Source organism: Capnocytophaga sp. oral taxon 336 str. F0502, assembly GCF_000411575.1.
GTDB classification, from domain to species: domain Bacteria; phylum Bacteroidota; class Bacteroidia; order Flavobacteriales; family Flavobacteriaceae; genus Capnocytophaga; species Capnocytophaga ochracea.
This window is the reverse complement of sequence record NZ_KE150488.1, coordinates 273,546-292,207: the sequence shown is the minus strand read 5'-3', so window position 1 is coordinate 292,207 and position 18,662 is coordinate 273,546. Positions and strand designations below refer to the sequence as shown.

The window sequence follows — 18,662 nt, the reverse complement described above, 5'->3', positions numbered from 1 at the left end:
CACTTGCGCAACCGCCGTAATTTTGCCCCAAAATTAATAATTATTTCTCAAAGATGAAAAATTACAATAGTATTATTATAGGTAGTGGCTTGGGCGGACTCATCGCTGGAGCTACTTTGGCACTCTGGGGCAAGAAGGTAATTGTGCTCGAACAACACTATATCGCGGGTGGTTGTGCTACTGCTTTTAAGCGCAAAGATTACTTAATGGAAGTAGGTTTGCACGAAATCGACGGACTCCACGAAACCGACCCTAAACGTCCTATCTTAGAACTTTTAGGGGTGTTTGATGAAGTAGAATTTCTAAAAGTACCCGAATTCTACCATTTGAAGAAGCAAAACTTCCAGTGTACTTTGCATCACGGGGCAGAAACCAAAGAAAAACTCATCGCCGATTTTCCCGATAGCAAAGCCGAAATCGAACGCTTTTTTGGACTCATCAATAGGCTTTACGCCGAAATGCGCCGGCTCCCCCGCAACAAATGGCTCAATATATTGCTCTACCCGCTGATGCCTTTCTTGATTCCCACGATCATCAAAACTTCTACAATGAACACAGGTGATTGGCTGGATGCAAATATCAAAAATGAAGCGCTCAAAAACGTGCTCACGGCTAATTTGGGTTATTATACTGATGACCCTTATAACCTCTCGCTGATGTACTTCCTGATGGCACAAGGTAGCTATCTAAACGGAGGGGGCAACTTCGTGAAAGGGGGTTCGCAATCGCTGTCTAACTACTTGGTGCGCTTTATTGAAAAACGTGGCGGACAAGTGCTTACAGGTAAATTCGTAGAAGAGATTTTGGTGGAAAACAACCAAGCGGTGGGGGTGAGCTATCGCGATACGTTCAACAGTTCGACAGCTAAACAATCGCTCTATGCCGATAGTGTGGTCGCCAATGCTGCCCAACCTATGGTCGCCCAGATGCTCCCCGAGCCTTATCGCTCTAAATTAGCACAAAAGGTAGCGCCTTTAGAACTCGCCTGTTCCTTGCTCACCATTTATTTGGGTTTCAATACCGATTTGAAAAAACTCGGCGTAAATCATTATTCTACCATCATTCAAGGTCAAAAAGACTATAAACTGAAAGATGTAAAAGCCGATTCGCAAGGTGATTGGGCTCAAAAATCATTTACTTTTGTGAATTACGGAATGGTAGATGCCCAGTTAGCTCCTGAGGGAAAGACGGTAGGAGTAATTTGTGCCATTGATTACCTCAAAGAATGGGAAGGACTCAGCGAAGCAGAATATCAGCAGAAGAAGGAAAGAGTCGCACAGTTGTTTTTAGCGCGTTTAGAAGCTGAATTCCCCACTATTCTTGATTACTTGGAGTATTATGAGGTAGCGACTGCCAAAACGATAAAAAGATACACTTTAAACCCACAAGGTACCCCCTATGGTTATGTGCAATCGGTGAAACAAATTTACCCTAAACGCGATAAGCTCACCACTTCACCGCTGAAAAACTTGTACTTTGCCTCAGCTTGGGCGCCTTCAGGTGGGGGGTATTCAGGGGCGATTTACAGCGGTTTTATGACGGCAAACAAGATGAAAACCCAAGTGAAATGGCGTGACTACGCACCCTCAACTCTCACCGATGAACGCTGCGTAAAACTCTTAGCCAAAGACTTCATCGCTGATAATACTATCTTGCTCACTTTTGAAAAACCTAAAGATTTGGAATATAAAGCAGGGCAGTATGCCGTTTTGCGCCTCGATAACCCTCGTTATACCGCATTGGATATACCTTTGCGTCCGCTTTCAATGGTCTCTCATCCTAAAGATGACACTTTGCAGTTCGCAATGCACCTCAGCGATAGCAGTTTTAAGAAAAGTGTTGCCGCAATGGCGATAGGCGAAACAGCTACGATATTCGCCCCTATGGGTAATTTCACTCTTAAAGCGAAAAATAAGCGCATCGTGTTCCTCGCCTCAGGCATTGGCATTACCCCCGTACTCCCGATGCTCAAAACTTTAGCACAACAGCAATTTGCAGGTGAAGTAGTAGTGTTTTACTCCAATAAAACCAAAGCCTCAGCCGCTTTTCACAGCGATTTACAACACAGCACTTTAGCTAATTATACCTATCTGCCTGTGTTCACCGCCACCCAAAAGCGCCTCAACGCTGATTTCTTAAAGGAGCATCTCCACATCCTCACCGATTGTGAGTATTACATCGTGGGAACCAATAGCTTTACCAAAGCAATGCAGGAACTCCTTCTCAACGAAAAAGTCCCTGCAGAGTTTATTTTTAAAGATGATTTCGGAGGGTAAATTTATAGTTACATAAAAAACTTTGGCAAAGTCTCTACTCGCCTGTCGTGCCACGACCTCGCACCTGCCTGTATAACTCGCATTACTTTTCCGTCACCACATTCCCCTCTCCTTTGGAGAGGGACGGGGTGAGGATTCCTTTTCTTTCGCCTCGAAACCCCGTTTTTAACATTTTTTGTATTGTTGTATCACATTACAAATCAACCACTTATACACCCTTTCTATACCAATCTTCCAAGATTCGTATAAGCTTCCTATAAGCTCTCTATAAGCTAACCCCACCCTCCTTACACCCTTTTTTCACCAAAAACCCTCCCTCCTCTCTTCCGAACTTTTCCGTTTCCTTCCGAACTCCTCAAACCTCCACCATTTTCTAATTCTCTAATCTGCTAATTTTCTCTGCCTGCCGTGCTACGGCTACCTGTGCGGCTCGCACCTTTGGCAAAGTTAATTATCAGTATTTCTAGTATTTTCTGGCATTATTGGCATTTTTTGGCATTATCAGTATTATTTCCTATCTTTGCAACTCATAACTCTCAATCCTATATGAAACCATACTTTTACCTTTTGGCATTTACCCTTACGGCTTGCCACAACGCATCAGAACAAAAAGAGTTGCCTAAAAAGCAACTCACCAATTACGTAAATCCGTTTATCGGTACCGATGGTACGGGTAACACCTACCCAGGAGCGATGACTCCCTTCGGAATGGTGCAACTAAGCCCTGATATAGGTATCCCTGGATGGGACAGAATTTCGGGTTACTTCTATCCCGATAGCATCATTACCGGCTTTTCACACACCCACCTCTCAGGTACGGGTGCGGGCGACCTCTACGATGTGCTGATAATGCCTACCAATAGCAGGTTTAACGAGCGCATAGAAGCAAACAATCGTTTGCCTTTCTCGGTCTTCTCTCACAAACACGAAACTGCTACGGCAGGCTATTACAGTGTCGATTTGCTGAGTTATGGTATCAAAGCCGAACTTACCGCCACTCCTCGTGTAGGCGTGCAACGCTATACTTTTCCTAAAGACGAACAGTCTAAAATTACAATAGATTTAGGTTATAGCATCAACTGGGATAAACCTACCGAAACCTATCTAAAAGTGTTGGATAATACAACTTTGGAAGGCTATCGCTTTTCTACTGGTTGGGCACGTAACCAAAAGGTCTATTTCGTCATCAAACTCTCCAAGCCCTTTGCTGATAAGGAGTTTACAGAAGAAAAAGAAAACGGCAAGAGCAACCGTTCTAAAATTGTACTCCGCTATGCTACCGCCGATAATGAAGCCATTGTAGTGAAAACAGCTCTCTCTATGCACAGCATTGCAGAAGCGTATAAAAATATGGAAGTTGAAGCGCCTCATTTTGCTTTCGACGACTATCGCGAGACAGCTCGCAATCTATGGGAGAAGCAGTTGCAGAAGATTACGGTAGAAGGCGGTACTGAGGAGCAAAAAACGATTTTCTATACAATGCTCTACCAATCGATGTTGGCGCCTAATCTTTTCAGCGATGTCGATGCACCCAAAAAGCGTTATGATACTTTTTCTCTTTGGGATACTTTTCGTGCGGCTCATCCGCTTTATACCTTGTTACACCGCGAAGCCTCCTCCGATTTTATCAGTAGTTTTTTGGCACACTACCGCGAAAATGGTGCGCTACCGGTGTGGAGTATGCAAGGAGGAGAAACCAATATGATGATAGGCTATCACGCTGTGCCTATCATCGTAGATGCGTATTTTAAGAAAATCCCGATGGATATTCCTTTGGCTTATGAGGCTTGCAAGCAAAGTGCAATGGTAAACGAACGCGAAATCGACTTATATAAGCGATATGGCTATGTGCCTTACGATTTAGATAAATCTGATGAAAACTGGTCGGTGTCCAAAACCTTAGAATACGCTTACGACGATTGGTGTATTGCCCAATTTGCCAAAGCTTTGAATAAAAAAGAAGATGAGGCTTACTTTGCCAAACGCGCTGAAAACTGGCGTAATCTCTTCGACGAAAAAACTACTTTCTTCCGCCCTAAGGATAGCAAAGGGCAATTTATCAAGCCTTTTAACCCCAAAGATTATAGTAAATACTTCTGCGAAAGCAACGCTTGGCATTATCGTTGGTTTGTGCCACAAAATATCGAAGGATTACGTGATGCAATGGGAGGCATTAAGGTTTTTGAACAAAAACTCGACTCGATGTTCACTTTGGCAGTTACCGCCGATGAGAAACTGCCTATTTTCAGTACTGGTATGATAGGACAGTATGTGCACGGCAACGAACCGAGTCATCACGTGGCTTACCTCTATCACTTTACAGCTCACCCCGAAAAAGCTACCCAGCGCGTTACCGAAATATTGAACACTCAATACAAAAATACCTCCGACGGACATTGTGGTAATGAGGACTGCGGGCAAATGAGCAGTTGGTATGTGCTTTCCACCTTAGGTTTGTATCCTATTAACCCTGCCGACAGTAGGTATTATCTAAGTGAACCGCTATTCGATAAAGCTACGTTGCATTTAGAGAACGGCAAGACTTTTACAATTGAAAAAAGAAAAGACAGCAAAGCAAAAACACTACTCAACGACAAACCGCTGAGCAGAGGATATATTACTTATGAAGAAATTATTGCAGGAGGACGTTTAGAGTTTAAGAAGTAAAGAACCTTGATTTAGTCGCTTACATAAAAATAAACACAATTTCATTTTGCTAATATAAAAGTAATAACTAATTTTGCATCGTCTAATGATATAGACAACCAACAAGACAATTTACATAAAACATAAAAAGCGTTAGTTTTTTATTCTATTTTTAAGAGAATCTGGTAAATTCACGAAGTACTTAGGATAAATGACGAGAACGCTCACGCTTAGGCGTGGGCTTTTCTTTTATTTATATAGTATTTCAGCCATACCAGAGGCTTCTTAAAAGTATAAATGAAAGCTAAAAGTCCTCGCTTTTTCTTTTCTAATAATATCTTCACTTTTAGGGCTTGGTGAACTAACCTATTAATTTCAAATTATCTTATGAATAAAAAACTTCTATTATTCACATTGGTAGCCCTTACTTCTATTACTTTACTGAAAGCCCAAGCAGTAAAATGGGGTATTAGAGGAGGTGTAAATGTCTCTACTTACTCCTTGGAGAATAAACATTTTGAATACACCACGTATTATCCTGCTGAAAGGCACTCAGTAGATGTAAAATCAGCAGTTGGAACTGGTTTTCACTTAGGAGGATTTGAGGAATATCAGTTTTATGAAAACTTCTTCTTAGATGCGGGTTTAATGTTTTCTACTCAAACAAGTAAGATTAAAGAGAGTGGGAAACACAACGACTCTTTTAAAATTAGAATGTCTGAAATAAGCCTACCTTTATGGTTAAAGTATGACATCAACAACTTTCGTCCTAAATTAGGCATAAGTTTAGATTATAGCTATTATCACATTAGAGATGTACCTTTTTATTTAAGTAGGTCAGCTGAAAGTATTTTTGGTGCTTCATTGGGAATAGGTTGTGAATATCATTTTCTTATGGGTCTTTTTGTTGATGCAAACTTTAAATATGGTTTAACAAGTTTGGAAAGTACAAAATCTTATTATGAAGGAGGAGCTCGTTTTTTGGGCTTAAACAAACGCATTATTCAATTAGGTATAGGTTACAAGTTTTAATAATCAATAATCAAATCATTATATGAAGAAAGTAATTTTATTTGGTACTTTAGCACTATTATTAGTGAGTTGTGGTGTAAGTAATGGACTGACATACAACCAAAATAGTCACACTACACAAGTAGTATTATCTAAAAACAATTTTAAAGTAGTGGAACACGTGAAAGGAGAAGCTACTAATGATTATTTTTTGTTTTTTGGAGGAGGTAGAAAAGCTCTTATAGAGAAAGCCCGTGCCGAAATGCTCAAAAATGCTAATTTGGTAGGAACTTCAAGAGCTGTTATTAATGAAACGGTAGAAGCGCATTCTTTCCTATTTTTTATAGGGACAAAATATACTGTTACTGTTTCGGCTGATGTAATAGAATTTACAGAAGAATAATAGTGATTTTCGTAATATTAGAAGCCCCCTTTGTACAAAGGGGGCTTCTGATATTTTTTAATTGTTTGTGAGGCTTATTCTAAATGCTCTTCACAACTAAAGCAGAATTAGTACCTCCGAAACCAAAAGAATTGCTCAAAAAGGCTTTAATAGGGCGTTCTACAGTTTCGGGAATAATATTTAGCTTAGCAGAAGCCTCATCGGGGGTTTCAAAATTGATATTAGGAGCTATAAAACTGTTTTGCATCATCAGTACTGAATATATCACTTCGCTAGCTCCTGCCATCCAACATTCGTGTCCGGTCATTGATTTGGTGGAACTCACAGGAATATTACTGCCAAAAATCTCATAAATTGCCTTTGCTTCGTTGGCATCGCCTATGGGGGTAGAAGTGGCGTGCGCATTGATATAGTCGATTTCACTGGCTTGCATACCTGCATTTTTGAGGGCGCGTGCCATAGCACGGGCAGGACCTTCTACATTGGGTGTAGAGATATGTCCGCCATTAGACGAAAAGCCGTAGCCTACCACCTCAGCAATTGGGGTTGCCCCACGCCTCATCGCCGACTCGTAACTCTCCAACACCAAAGTAGCTGCCCCTCCACTGGGTACTAAGCCGTCTCTACCGGCATCGAATGGACGAGAAGCCAAAGTGGGTTCGTCCTCACGCATTGAGAAGACCCCAAGACCATCGAAACTGCCCATACTATACTTATTGATTTCTTGAGCTCCGCCACATATTACACAGTCTTGCATACCACTTTGGATAAGCAAGTAGCCTAAGCCTACCGAATGCGACCCACTGGCACAAGCTGCGCTGATACTCATATTTACCCCTCGCAATTGGAAGAGAGTAGAGAGGTTCATCGTTACGGTAGAGTTCATCGTACGGAATACCGCCCCAGAGCCTACGAGGGTAGTATCTTTCTTCTCTCTTATCTTATCGTTTGTAAGAATTACCGACTCGGCTACACTGTCGTTGCCGTAGAGGATTCCCACTTCGTTTTGTTGTAAGAAATCGCTATCGATACCGGCATTTTTAAGCGCTTCGAGGGTTGCCATATAGGCAAATTCGCTTTCTTGTCCCATAGAAATACGCTCGCGACGACCTAAGAGTCCTTTTAGGTCGGGGTTTTCTACAAATCCCGTCAGCGCTGACCGATAGCCGTATTCTTTACGTTCGGGCAAGAAAACAATACCCGATTTTCCTTGGTATAACGAATCACGCACCTCGCTGAGTGAAGTGCCTATACAGGAATAAATACCCATTCCGGTGATAACTACTCTCATAATAATTGACAGTTGACAATTGATAATTAACAAAGTGGGGCAAAGGTAAGAAATAATACTGATAATGCCAAATAATGCCAGAAATACTGATAATTAACTTTGCCAAAGGTGCGAGCCAAAGCCAGCGAGAGCTCACAGCTGGGTATGTGGGGGCTGTTAAATTAGCAGATTAGCAAATGTAGAGGGTTGAGGAGTTCGGAAGATATCGAAGAAGTTCGGAAGAGGTGAGGGAGGTTTTTTGGTGAAAAAAGGGTGTAAGGAGGGTGGGGGTAGCTTATAGAGAGCTTATAGGAAGCTTATACGAATCTTGGACGATTGGTATAGAAAGGGTATATAAATGATTGATTAATAATATAATACAACAAGGCTAAAAATGGTAAAAAGAGGGTTTCGAGGCGAAAGAAAGAGGAAGAGGTACTAGGCCTAAGGCCATAGGCAATAGGGGGAGTATGACGGAAAAGAGAAGGGATAATTAGGAAATTAGCAAATTAAAAAATTAGTAAATGGGGAAGTATGAGGTCTTAGGCAATAGGCAGTAGGGGAGAAACCTCCCCCTAGCCCTCTCAATGAGGGGGAATGTGGCGAGTCATTTATTCGGTAAGCCCCCGAACCCCCGAAGGGGGACTAGCTGGAAAAGGAGACAAACCTCCTCCTTCTTACATACTCCGCTATCGTGGTGCACATACCCAGCTGTCGTTGGGTACCTCAATGAGGGGGAATGTGATGACGGAGAAGGAAAAAAATGACGAGGGGTGAATGACGAATCACGAAGGTAATGTGATGAAAATCTCTTGCTGGCTATCTTCAAAAGGGGGAATGTGGCGAGTCATTTATTCGGTAAGCCCCCGAACCCCCGAAGGGGGACTAGCTGGAAAAGGAGACAAACCTCCTCCTTTACACATACTGTGCTCCCGTGGGGTACATACCCAGCTGTCACTGGCTACCTCCAAAGGGGAATTAATGATGGAAAAGTATAATGGTAATCATTATTAGGTAGGGTATTTATGAGCTAATTTTACAAATTTGCTCGTTTGCTAATTATCTTCTACCTTTGCACTTTAAACTTGTGAAGACTAATAGCTATGAACACGTGGAACATCATCGTAGAGGGCTTTAATAAAGCTGAGGTTACCAAACACGAAAGTATTTTCAGCCTTGGAAATGGGGCTATGGGAATGCGCGCTAACTTTGAAGAGGACTATACGGGCAATACACTTCAAGGGAGCTACATCGGTGGGGTGTATTACCCCGATAAAACCCGAGTGGGCTGGTGGAAAAACGGCTACCCTGAGTACTTTGCCAAAGTGCTCAATGCCCCTAGCTGGATAGGACTGCACATCAAAATAGACGGGGAACTATTAGACTTAAACACTTGTTTGGAGGTAAAAAACTTCCACCAACAACTGAATATGAAAGAGGGTTGGTACGAGCGAAGTTTTACGGCTACACTTCGTAACGGTGTGGAAATTGCTGTAAAAGTGGTGCGTTTACTCTCGTTGCGTTATGATGAAATAGGAGCTTTACGTTATGAGATTAGTCCTCTTAATGCTGATACTTCCATAGAAATAGAAAGTTACTTAGACAGTGGTATTAAGAATAATGATGCTAACTGGGACGAGCATTTTTGGAATACTTTGGAAATTTCTTCGGAAAACAACTGCGCTACTATACTTGCTGAAACTAAAAAGACAGCCTTTAAAGTGCAAACCTTTATGGAAAATCATCTTTTTATAGAAGGAAAAGAACTGAATATCAGTGGAAAAGAAAATAGAAAGGAGAACTATATAGGGTTGCAGTATGAAGTAACTGTTAAGCAAAACCAAACCTTTCGTATTGAAAAATATGGTGGCTATACACCTTTGACAAAGTCTAAAACTTTGTCAAAGGTACGAGACACACAGGCATTAACATTTGAGGGGTTATTGGAGATGCAGAAAGAAGATTGGGCGGCGATATGGGAGACATCGGATATTGTGATTGAAGGTGATGAGAAAGCGCAACAAGGTATCCGGTTTAATATCTTTCAGCTTAACCAAACGTATCAGGGCAAGTATGCCCATTTGAACATAGGACCTAAGGGTTTTACGGGGGAAAAGTACGGTGGTAGTACCTATTGGGATACTGAGGCTTATTGCCTGCCTTTTTATATGGCTACCAAAGGCGCGGAAGTAGCTCGCAATCTGCTGTTGTACCGCTATAAACAGTTGCCACAAGCTATTGAAAACGCCCAGAAACTCGGTTTTACTGGCGGGGCTGCACTCTACCCTATGGTAACGATGAACGGAGAAGAGTGCCATAATGAATGGGAAATTACCTTTGAAGAAATACACCGCAACGGGGCGATTGCTTTTGCGATTTATAACTATACACGCTATACGGGCGATGAGTCGTACCTGAAAGAATATGGAATGGAAGTGCTTATTGCTATTGCACGTTTTTGGGCACAGAGAGTCAATTTTTCAGAAGAAAAGAAACAGTACGTAATCTTAGGGGTGACAGGACCTAATGAATACGAAAACAATGTGAACAATAATTTCTATACAAACTATCTTGCCTCTTGGTGTTTGAGTTATGCAGCGACTATGGCACTGAAATACAAGAGCGAAAAGCAATGGGTGACTATTAAAGAATTGAAGGAATGGAGTGATATTGTGGAACATATGTACTTGCCTTATAGCGAAAAGTATGATGTATACTTGCAACAAGACGGTTTTTTGGATAAAGACTTGAAGCCTGTAAGTGCCATTCCTACTGGGGAGCGCCCGCTCAACCAACATTGGTCGTGGGATAGGATATTGCGTTCGCCTTATATCAAACAGGCAGATACGTTACAGGGGTTTTATTTCTTTGAAGAGCGATTTACCAAAGAACAACTCCAAAAGCACTATGAGTTTTATGAGCCTTTCACCGTACACGAATCGTCACTCTCACCTTGTGTGCATAGTGTACTCGCATCAGCCTTAGGGAAGACAGAGGAAGCCTACGCGCTCTACCTACGTACAGCTCGGCTTGATTTGGACGACTACAACAAGGAGGTACACGAAGGGTTACATATCACCTCGATGGCAGGCACGTGGCTCAGCATTGTAGAGGGTTTTGCTGGTATGCGTGTAAAGAACGGTGCACTAACGTTTACGCCTCGCTTGCCTAAACAATGGAAGCGTTTATCGTTTAAAGTGATATTTAGAGGAGAGGTAAAAGAAGTGATTATTTAAATGACAAAAGATTACCTTCTTTATCTATATTTACCTCTCTGCCTTTCTTTATGAGGATATAGTAATAATCTTCCCATTCCTCATTGCTTTTAGTATAGGGTTCAGCCTGTTCGTATTCAAAAGGAATGATTGTATTACCGAGATTATCAATCATTCCCCACTTACCTTTATACTTCACCATTGCCTTTTTACTATCGTTGAAATCATCAGCATCATCATATACAAAAGGCAATACTACTTTACCTTTAATATTTAAATAGCCATACTTATTACCTTGTTTAGCGCGAGCTAGACCACCAAAAAAGAGGTTTATTTCGTCATACCAAGGGGTGAGTGTTTCGTTATTAGTACTAAGAAGTTTTTTCTTATCATTGAGTTGTACAATAAAAACACCTTCGGAATACGAAATAAAGTTATACTGAGCAGGAATGAGTTCTTCACCCGAAGAGCGTATCACCCCATATAAATTATTAATAGTAACATCATAAAAAGGTATTTCGACAGAAGGGTAGATGTTGATATAATCATACTTTAAAGGTGCTACGATGGTACCTTCGGCATTTACGAGTCCGTATTTATTATCTTTTCTTACCATTGAAATTCCGTTTTGAGACGGATATACCTCATCGTATTTTCTGCGCCAATCGGTATTACAAGCCGTACAGAACAAAGCTAAAGTAATAATAAATAGTCTTTTCATAAGTATATGTATTTTTAATATTAGTATTTTATTTCTCTTTCTGTAAATCCTACAATATATCCGTTGACGGATACAATGCGAGTAACCCAATTACCTTGCTTATCAAAAGTATGTTCAAACTTCTGGTTATTTACGCCGGTAGGAATACCTTTTTTATCATATGTATAATGCATTACATCGGGTTTGGTGTTTCCCTCAGCAATACTGCGTTCCACTACCCTACCCTCACGATCGTAACGCACTGAGATGCGCATCTCGGTAGGTGGATTTCCTTCGGTTACCATTTTGAGCAAAGTGCGCTGGTTATTTTTATCAAACTCCTGGAATACCTTCGCTTTACTATCGGGTGTTACTAAGACACCTTCGGTAGGGTTACCGTTAATGTCCCACTTGTTAAAAGTATAGGTTTGTGTAGGCGAAGCACTTACCCCTATCACTGTGTGATAAGTTACTAAATGCCCTTGGTTATTATATTCATAAACTCCCGTAGAACTCTGTATACCTCCGTGAGCCATTCTCAATATTTTCACTTGTAGAGGTTTTTGCTCAGCATTGTAGACATAGTCGTAACGCAAAGTAATACCACTATATTTTTGTTCTAATTGCAAGGTATTTCCTTCTTCATTAAATTCATAATAATTTTCGGTTGCAAGACGTTTTTGTTTAAGGTTTCCTTGAAAGACGTCATAAGTACGTTCGACAAGAGCTTTTGCTTTACCATTAAGTTCTTTCCCCAAACGTGTAGCTGGAGTATTGATAATTTGTGCCATTCCGATAAAAGGAAATAACAACAGGATTAAAAACTTTTTCATACTGATATATTATTATTTTACGCCGACAAAGATAATAAATATTTTTTAATAAAGCTATATATTCAATTCATAAATGTTCCACGTGGAACATTTATGAATTAGCAATTGAGAATTGATAATTAAGAACTCATTTGTTTATCTGCTATTTTCTCACTACTTTTGCCGCATACTTTTTACTTATATGAATCGGTTTATAGTAAATAGATATTTAGTACCTAAGGGTTTTAGTGGCATTACCCTCTACCCTTTTATATTTACTAATGACCCAAAACTATTAAAAGATGCACAATTCATCAACCACGAACGCATACATTTAGCTCAGCAACGAGAACTCTTGGTAATATTTTTCTATATATGGTATGCTGTAGATTTTATACTGAAATATATTAAGTATAAAGATAAGAAGAAAGCTTACCATAATATCATCTTTGAACGTGAAGCCTACGAGAATGATTACAACCTTGAATATTTGAAGAAGAGAAAACTGTTTGCTTTCTTACGAGGTAAAAGGTAAAAAATAAAAGATAAAAAGTAAGTATATAAGAAATGTTCCACGTGGAACATTATCAATTGATAATTCACAATTGATAATTGACAAGTAGTAACTAACGACTAAACACTAACAACTAATGACAATTAAAGATTACAGCGTATCACAAGAGAATTTTACCCTCGTATATGATTCAGTATTAAAACTTTACCGCACTACTCCCCTACCTAATGACCTTAAAAAATACTATGAGAGTGAGGATTATATTTCGCATACAGACAGTCGTAGAACACTATTTGATAAACTCTACCAATGGGTGAAAAGTTATAACTTAAAGCACAAAATAAAACTCATCGAACAATACAAAAAAGGAAATGTTTGTCTGCTTGATATAGGTGCAGGTACAGGCGACTTTGTGCGTAGTGGTAAAGAGTATGCACATTGGGAGACTATGGGCATAGAGCCCAGCAAGAAAGCACGTACCAAAGCAAAAGAAAAAGGAGTTTTGTTACAAGCTGATTTTAGTAACCTCCTCCCCCACTCTTTTGATGTGATTACTATGTGGCACGTATTGGAACACGTACCCGATGTAACACAAGAAATACAGCTCATCAGTAATTTACTGAAAGAAGATGGCTTAGCTGTTATAGCTGTACCTAACTATCGTTCGTGGGACGCACAGCACTACGGAGCCTATTGGGCAGCTTATGATGTGCCCCGACACTTATGGCATTTTTCTAAGGATAGTATCGAACAGCTTTTTGCCAAAGAAGGTTTTGAGTTGCTTGCCAGCCACCCTATGCTTTTTGATGCCTTCTATGTGAGTATGCTTTCCGAACAATATAAAACAGGAAAGAAAAATTTTCTTAAAAGTTTCATCAACGGAGTCCGTTCAAATTATTATGGTTGGAGGAAAAGAGAGTACTCATCACAGATTTATGTTTTAGGTAAGAAATAAGAGGTAAGAGTTAGGAATTGTCTATTTTTTTATATTTCTAAAGCTAAAAATAGTAAAAACTTAAAATAAGACGTTTTTATAAGACTTCTCAACTGTTACCTTATACTTTATTACTTTTTAAAAAATAGTACTTAAAAAAAGTTGTAATAAAGTCAGTTTTGATAAAGTACATTTATAGAAGATTGTTTTTGATATAGAATAAATTTATACAAGGTAAAAGAAGGTAGCAAAATGTTTCACGTGAAACAAGGTGTAATGAATAGTGATAAAAGAGAGTATTTTCACTTTTTTAGTAACAAAATTAAAAAATATTTCTTTTACACGTAAAACTTTCTTACTTTTGCCACGTAATTCAAATTAAACATTATAAAAATGAAAAAACTCATCTTAACAGGCGTAGCACTGCTCGCCCTTACTGCTTGTACCGACAAGGTGGCGTTTGTAGATAACTCTAAACTTCTAAACGACTATCAAGAAAAAAAAGACATCGAGGCAAAACTAAAAGGACAAATTAGTGCCTACGAACGAAAACGCGACAGTATTTCAATGGCGTTCCAAACTGAAGCGCGTGCTTTCGACGCCCAGGCTAAAACTCTCCCTCAGAACGTAGCTCAGAAAAAATACAACGAACTGATGCAAAAAAGCCAAATATTGCAACAACATTTGCAACAAGAAGAACAAAAAATACAAATGGAAAGCCAAACTCAAATGGATTCTTTACTTAGCAAAGTGAAGAAAAACATTAAAGAGTACGGAAAACAAAAAGGTTACACCTTTATTCTTGGTGCTAACGACGGCGGTAGTGTACTCTACGGTAGTGAGAAAAAAGATATTACTAAAGAAGTTACTGAATACTTAAATAATCAGTACAAAGGTAAGAAGTAATAAGGCCATAGGCAATAGAAAATAGACTTTGTCAAGAAGTAAAGACCCGCGTGGCTTACAACTTTTGGCAAAGTTTTTTTATACACTACTTGTGTGAGTCGCACTTAATCAGTTAATTGTAATACGTTAGGAAAGAATGCTTGGAGTATCAAAAAAACTCCAAAGACTAACAATATAATGCTAATCGCGCGTTTGATTTTGTAAATATGAAAAGCGGTAAGTCGGTTTTTAAGCTTCTTAGCAATGAGAATTTTAAAGATATCTATTGCAAAGTATACTAAGATAATAGAAGTAAAAAACACCAATATCCTACTGGCATTCATATCGAGCTTAGGACCAAAAACAATAATAATTCCTAACCAAAAACCCAAAACGCCTATGTTGATGAAATTCAGTAGAAAACCTTTTATAAAGAGGGCTACATAGTTCACTTTTTCAGCTACTTGCAGATAGGCATTCTCTTTGTTATCTATTGTTTTCTTGAAGTCTTTTTTCAGTTTGATGAACGAGATGAGTCCGTAAGCTATCATTATGAGTCCGCCAGCAAAGAAGAGCTTAGGGTCGTCCTTGATTTCGCGTAACAGACTGCTGGTAGTGAAATAGACAATGAGAATGAAAACAGTATCTGCCAGTACTACCCCTGAATTGAAAGCAATAGCTGCCCTAAATCCTTTAGTAATGGCTGTTTCCAGCAATACAAAGAACACAGGACCTATGGTAAAAGCTAACAACAAGCCCAAAGGTAATGCAAGCAATACATCCGCAAACATCTATTTCTACCTAAAATTTGATTAACTGCACAAAAGTACTAAAAAACTGTTGAATTACAAAAAATAAGGGAGAAGTTTTTAGTACCTCTCCCCTACTCTATTGGTTTTGTGATAATTATTAACTTCTAACTCTTAAACTGCTTATCGTGCTACGACTCACTATTCGCTTATTAGTTCAAAGTCTAATTGCTTTTTCATCAAGTCGGTGTTTTTCACACGTATCATTACTTCATCGCCAAGCTGATAGGTCTTGCCAGTGGCTTGTCCTACCAAGGCGTATTGCTGATCGTCGAAAGTGTAATAATCGTCTTTGATGTCGCGAGCACGTACCAATCCTTCGCATTTGTTTACGGTAATTTCTACATAAATACCCCATTCGGTTACGCCCGAAATCACTCCTGCAAACTGCTGATTCTTATGCGCTTCCATATATTTCACCTGCATATATTTGATAGAATCACGCTCGGCTGAAGCTGCTAAACTCTCCATTTGTGAGGAGTGTTTGCATTTGGTTTCATATTCGGCTTCGGGTTGTGAAGGGGCGTTATCTAAATAGAGTTGCAAAAGGCGGTGTACCATCACATCGGGATAACGGCGTATAGGCGAGGTGAAATGGGTATAATAATCGAATGCTAAACCGTAGTGCCCTATGTTTTTGGTAGTATAAGTAGCTTTTGCCATTGAACGTATTGCCAAGGTATCAACTAAGTTTTGTTCTTTCTTACCTTTTACTTCTTCTAAGAGATTATTAAGTGAATCGGTAGTGGTTTGGCGGTTTTTCAAATCCAAACTATAGCCAAATCGGTTAATAACTGTATTGAATTGTTGTAGTTTCTCGGCATCGGGTTCGTCGTGCACGCGGTATACGAAAGTCTTTTTCATTTTGGCTACATACTCGGCTACCTTTCTGTTAGCCAAGAGCATAAACTCTTCAATCAGCTTGTTGGCTTCCTTACTTTCTTTGAAATATACCCCTGTAGGGTTACCGTTCTCATCGAGGTCGAATTTTACTTCTACTTTATCAAAAGTAATAGCTCCTAAACGCATACGCTTGCCGCGAAGTTTTTCGGCTAAAGTATTGATTGTGAGAATAGCCTCTACTACCTCAGCAGATACTGAGCGCTCTTTATCGGTAATGGAAGTTTCGGCAGGAATGGTGTACCCCTCCCCTACTTTAGCTTGTTCTATTACCGATTGTGCTTCTTCGTAAGCAAACCTAAATGACGAATGTGTTACGGTTCGTCCTATCCAAATATCTACTACTTCAGCCTTCTTATTCATCTCAAACACTGCCGAAAAAGTGTATTTATCTTCATCGGGGCGGAGTGAACAAGCAAAGTTACAGAGCACTTCGGGCAACATTGGCACTACCCTATCTACCAAATATACTGAAGTAGCACGGTTATAGGCTTCCTCGTCTAATATAGTGCCTTCTTTCACGTAGTGTGATACATCGGCGATATGTACTCCTATCTCGTAATTGCCATTCTCCAAAAGTTTGAACGACAGTGCATCATCAAAGTCTTTTGCATCACGAGGGTCGATAGTAAAAGTGAGGGTTTCACGCATATCACGACGACGAGTAATCTCCTCATCAGTAATAGAAAAGTCTAACTTTTTAGCAAAAGCTTCTACCTCTTCTGGATAGGTATAAGGCAGACCGTATTCGGCTAAGATAGAGTGCATTTCAGTAGTTTGCTCTCCTGGTTTGCCGAGTATCTGTTCCACTACCCCCATAGGCGAATCGCTTTTGTCTTTCCAATCTTCTATGCGTACAATCACACGGTCGCCGTCCTGAGCACCATTGAGTTTGTCTTTTAACACAAAGAAATCAGTATACATACGAGCATCGGTAGGGACGACAAAGGCAAAATTCTTGTGCATTTGCACAGTACCTACAAAGCGCACTTTGTTGCGTTCCAACACTTTGCTGATTTCTCCTTCCATCTTATTGCGATTTCTAAAACGAGGAAATACATACACTTCCACCAAATCGCCGTGGAGGGCTTTGTTTAGAAAATTTTGTGCTACAAAAATGTCGTTGTCTAAACTATCAACTATTACATAACCATTACCGCGGGTACTCACATCAAGCGTACCTACATAATAGTGTTGCATAGGGATAGCTTGATACTTTCCACGGTCGATTTCTACAATGCGTTTTTTCTCTTTCAGTTGTACGAGTTGTTTCACCAGCATATCACGACGTGGTGCATCGGTAATATGGAGTTTAGCAGCGATTTGCTTGTAGTTAAAGATCTCTTCGGGGTGTTCTTGTAACACCGAGAAAATCGCTTTGATAAGCTCTTGCTTGTTGCGTTTAGCTAAACTCTTATTCTTTTTAGATTTCCCTGATTTGCCTTGCTTTTGAGTTTTATTTGTTTTTTTCATATTGCAAAAGTAAATATTTTTGAGTTATCAACAATCACCAAATTATAAATTGAAAAAGATTTCTTTCTAAAAAAAGAAGGGTTATTATTATGATGACGTTCATAAGAGGGATAAAATTAGGCTGAAAAACTTGCTTTTTTCAGTTTAAGGATATTATGATTAGTTATCAACAATAAAAAATGATTTACGGTTTTTTAAATGAATATTTTAAGCAAAATTGTTGATAACTCTTTTTGATATTATGCACAACTTTTTGTTGAGAACTTTTCATTGGGCAGATTGTTCATAACTGACAAAAAGTAGTGGATATTTTATAAAAAATAAATTTGCTTTTTTCACCTTCATTTTTGTATACACAGAAAACATAAAAGAGCAAATATTTTAGTGTTTTTTCTTCCTCAAGTTATGCACAATTTAAGAATGGACAATGAACAATACCGATAAGGATAATGAACAACACTTAAATAAAAAAAATAGGAACGAATATTATCCGTTCCTACTTAAAAAAAATTGAATATCTCCACAATGAACTATACTTCTTCTTGATCTTTCAAGTGCTGAATGTATTGTGCTTTTTGGATTTCGGCTCTTCTGCGTACAGAAGGTTTAGTGAAATGTTGTCTTTCACGTAGTTCACGTACTACACCTGTACGGTCGAATTTGCGTTTATAACGTTTTAAAGCTTTATCGATGCTTTCTCCGTCTTTTAAAGGAATTATTAACATAAAGATACACCCCCTTTCAATTTTCAGGGCGCAAAGATATGAAGTAATTAGCAAATGAGCAAATTTTTAAGTAGAAAATTTTAGATTTA

General features: G+C 39.3%; 16 protein-coding genes. 10 read left to right on the top strand and 6 right to left on the bottom strand.

Going from position 1 to position 18,662, the window contains the following annotated elements; genetic code table 11:
* Nucleotides 1-53 precede the first annotated feature (53 nt).
* The 4 genes from HMPREF1528_RS01390 (at nt 54) to HMPREF1528_RS01375 (ending at nt 6,336) form a co-directional block, all read left to right on the top strand.
* A complete protein-coding gene (locus HMPREF1528_RS01390; protein WP_016478326.1) occupies nt 54-2,276 on the top strand; it encodes an FAD-dependent oxidoreductase in 2,223 nt (740 codons plus the stop codon).
* Between the two features lie 546 nt (nt 2,277-2,822).
* A complete protein-coding gene (locus HMPREF1528_RS01385) occupies nt 2,823-4,943 on the top strand; it encodes a GH92 family glycosyl hydrolase (RefSeq protein ID WP_016478325.1) in 2,121 nt (706 codons plus the stop codon).
* 366 nt (nt 4,944-5,309) lie between these two features.
* Nucleotides 5,310-5,954, top strand: a complete 645-nt coding sequence (locus HMPREF1528_RS01380) for a porin family protein (protein WP_016478324.1) — start codon at nt 5,310-5,312, stop codon at nt 5,952-5,954.
* A 22-nt stretch (nt 5,955-5,976) separates the two neighbouring features.
* A complete protein-coding gene (locus HMPREF1528_RS01375; RefSeq protein WP_009420643.1) occupies nt 5,977-6,336 on the top strand; it encodes a DUF6567 family protein in 360 nt (119 codons plus the stop codon).
* A gap of 79 nt (nt 6,337-6,415) precedes the next feature.
* Here the strand turns inward: HMPREF1528_RS01375 and HMPREF1528_RS01370 are convergent, their stop codons facing one another.
* On the bottom strand, nt 6,416-7,627 hold the full coding sequence (locus tag HMPREF1528_RS01370) for a beta-ketoacyl-[acyl-carrier-protein] synthase family protein (RefSeq protein WP_016478323.1): 1,212 nt from the start codon (nt 7,625-7,627) through the stop codon (nt 6,416-6,418).
* Nucleotides 7,628-8,203: 576 nt separating this feature from the next.
* Here HMPREF1528_RS01370 and HMPREF1528_RS13120 point away from each other — a divergent pair.
* The 3 genes from HMPREF1528_RS13120 (at nt 8,204) to HMPREF1528_RS01360 (ending at nt 10,842) form a co-directional block, all read left to right on the top strand.
* Nucleotides 8,204-8,383 (top strand): hypothetical protein, encoded by a 180-nt coding sequence (locus HMPREF1528_RS13120; protein ID WP_034567751.1) that lies wholly within the window; start codon nt 8,204-8,206, stop codon nt 8,381-8,383.
* A gap of 60 nt (nt 8,384-8,443) precedes the next feature.
* Nucleotides 8,444-8,620 (top strand): phosphinothricin acetyltransferase, encoded by a 177-nt coding sequence (locus HMPREF1528_RS12830; RefSeq protein WP_084667233.1) that lies wholly within the window; start codon nt 8,444-8,446, stop codon nt 8,618-8,620.
* Nucleotides 8,621-8,709: 89 nt separating this feature from the next.
* On the top strand, nt 8,710-10,842 hold the full coding sequence (locus HMPREF1528_RS01360) for a family 65 glycosyl hydrolase domain-containing protein (protein ID WP_016478321.1): 2,133 nt from the start codon (nt 8,710-8,712) through the stop codon (nt 10,840-10,842).
* Here HMPREF1528_RS01360 and HMPREF1528_RS01355 read toward each other — a convergent pair.
* Nucleotides 10,835-11,542, bottom strand: a complete 708-nt coding sequence (locus tag HMPREF1528_RS01355) for a WG repeat-containing protein (RefSeq protein ID WP_016478320.1) — start codon at nt 11,540-11,542, stop codon at nt 10,835-10,837. The genes HMPREF1528_RS01360 and HMPREF1528_RS01355 overlap by 8 nt on opposite strands.
* 20 nt (nt 11,543-11,562) lie before the next feature.
* Complete coding sequence (locus HMPREF1528_RS01350; RefSeq protein ID WP_016478319.1) at nt 11,563-12,354, bottom strand: hypothetical protein; 792 nt, start codon at nt 12,352-12,354, stop codon at nt 11,563-11,565.
* 181 nt (nt 12,355-12,535) lie between these two features.
* Between HMPREF1528_RS01350 and HMPREF1528_RS01345 the strand changes: the two genes are divergently transcribed.
* From HMPREF1528_RS01345 to HMPREF1528_RS01335, 3 genes are all read left to right on the top strand, one after another.
* A complete protein-coding gene (locus tag HMPREF1528_RS01345; RefSeq protein WP_016478318.1) occupies nt 12,536-12,868 on the top strand; it encodes a hypothetical protein in 333 nt (110 codons plus the stop codon).
* Nucleotides 12,869-12,983: 115 nt separating this feature from the next.
* Nucleotides 12,984-13,802: a class I SAM-dependent methyltransferase gene (locus HMPREF1528_RS01340; protein WP_016478317.1), complete on the top strand. Its 819-nt coding sequence runs from the start codon at nt 12,984-12,986 to the stop codon at nt 13,800-13,802.
* A 372-nt stretch (nt 13,803-14,174) separates the two neighbouring features.
* Nucleotides 14,175-14,687: an OmpH family outer membrane protein gene (locus HMPREF1528_RS01335; protein WP_002674408.1), complete on the top strand. Its 513-nt coding sequence runs from the start codon at nt 14,175-14,177 to the stop codon at nt 14,685-14,687.
* Nucleotides 14,688-14,791: 104 nt separating this feature from the next.
* Here the strand turns inward: HMPREF1528_RS01335 and HMPREF1528_RS01330 are convergent, their stop codons facing one another.
* The 3 genes from HMPREF1528_RS01330 to rpsU all read right to left on the bottom strand — a co-directional run bounded on the left by HMPREF1528_RS01330 (nt 14,792) and on the right by rpsU (nt 18,573).
* Nucleotides 14,792-15,457: a LysE family translocator gene (locus tag HMPREF1528_RS01330; protein WP_016478315.1), complete on the bottom strand. Its 666-nt coding sequence runs from the start codon at nt 15,455-15,457 to the stop codon at nt 14,792-14,794.
* A gap of 159 nt (nt 15,458-15,616) precedes the next feature.
* Nucleotides 15,617-17,848 (bottom strand): ribonuclease R, encoded by a 2,232-nt coding sequence (gene rnr, locus HMPREF1528_RS01325; protein ID WP_016478314.1) that lies wholly within the window; start codon nt 17,846-17,848, stop codon nt 15,617-15,619.
* 530 nt (nt 17,849-18,378) lie between these two features.
* Complete coding sequence (gene rpsU, locus HMPREF1528_RS01320) at nt 18,379-18,573, bottom strand: 30S ribosomal protein S21 (protein WP_002674401.1); 195 nt, start codon at nt 18,571-18,573, stop codon at nt 18,379-18,381.
* Between the last annotated feature and the right edge of the window lie 89 nt (nt 18,574-18,662).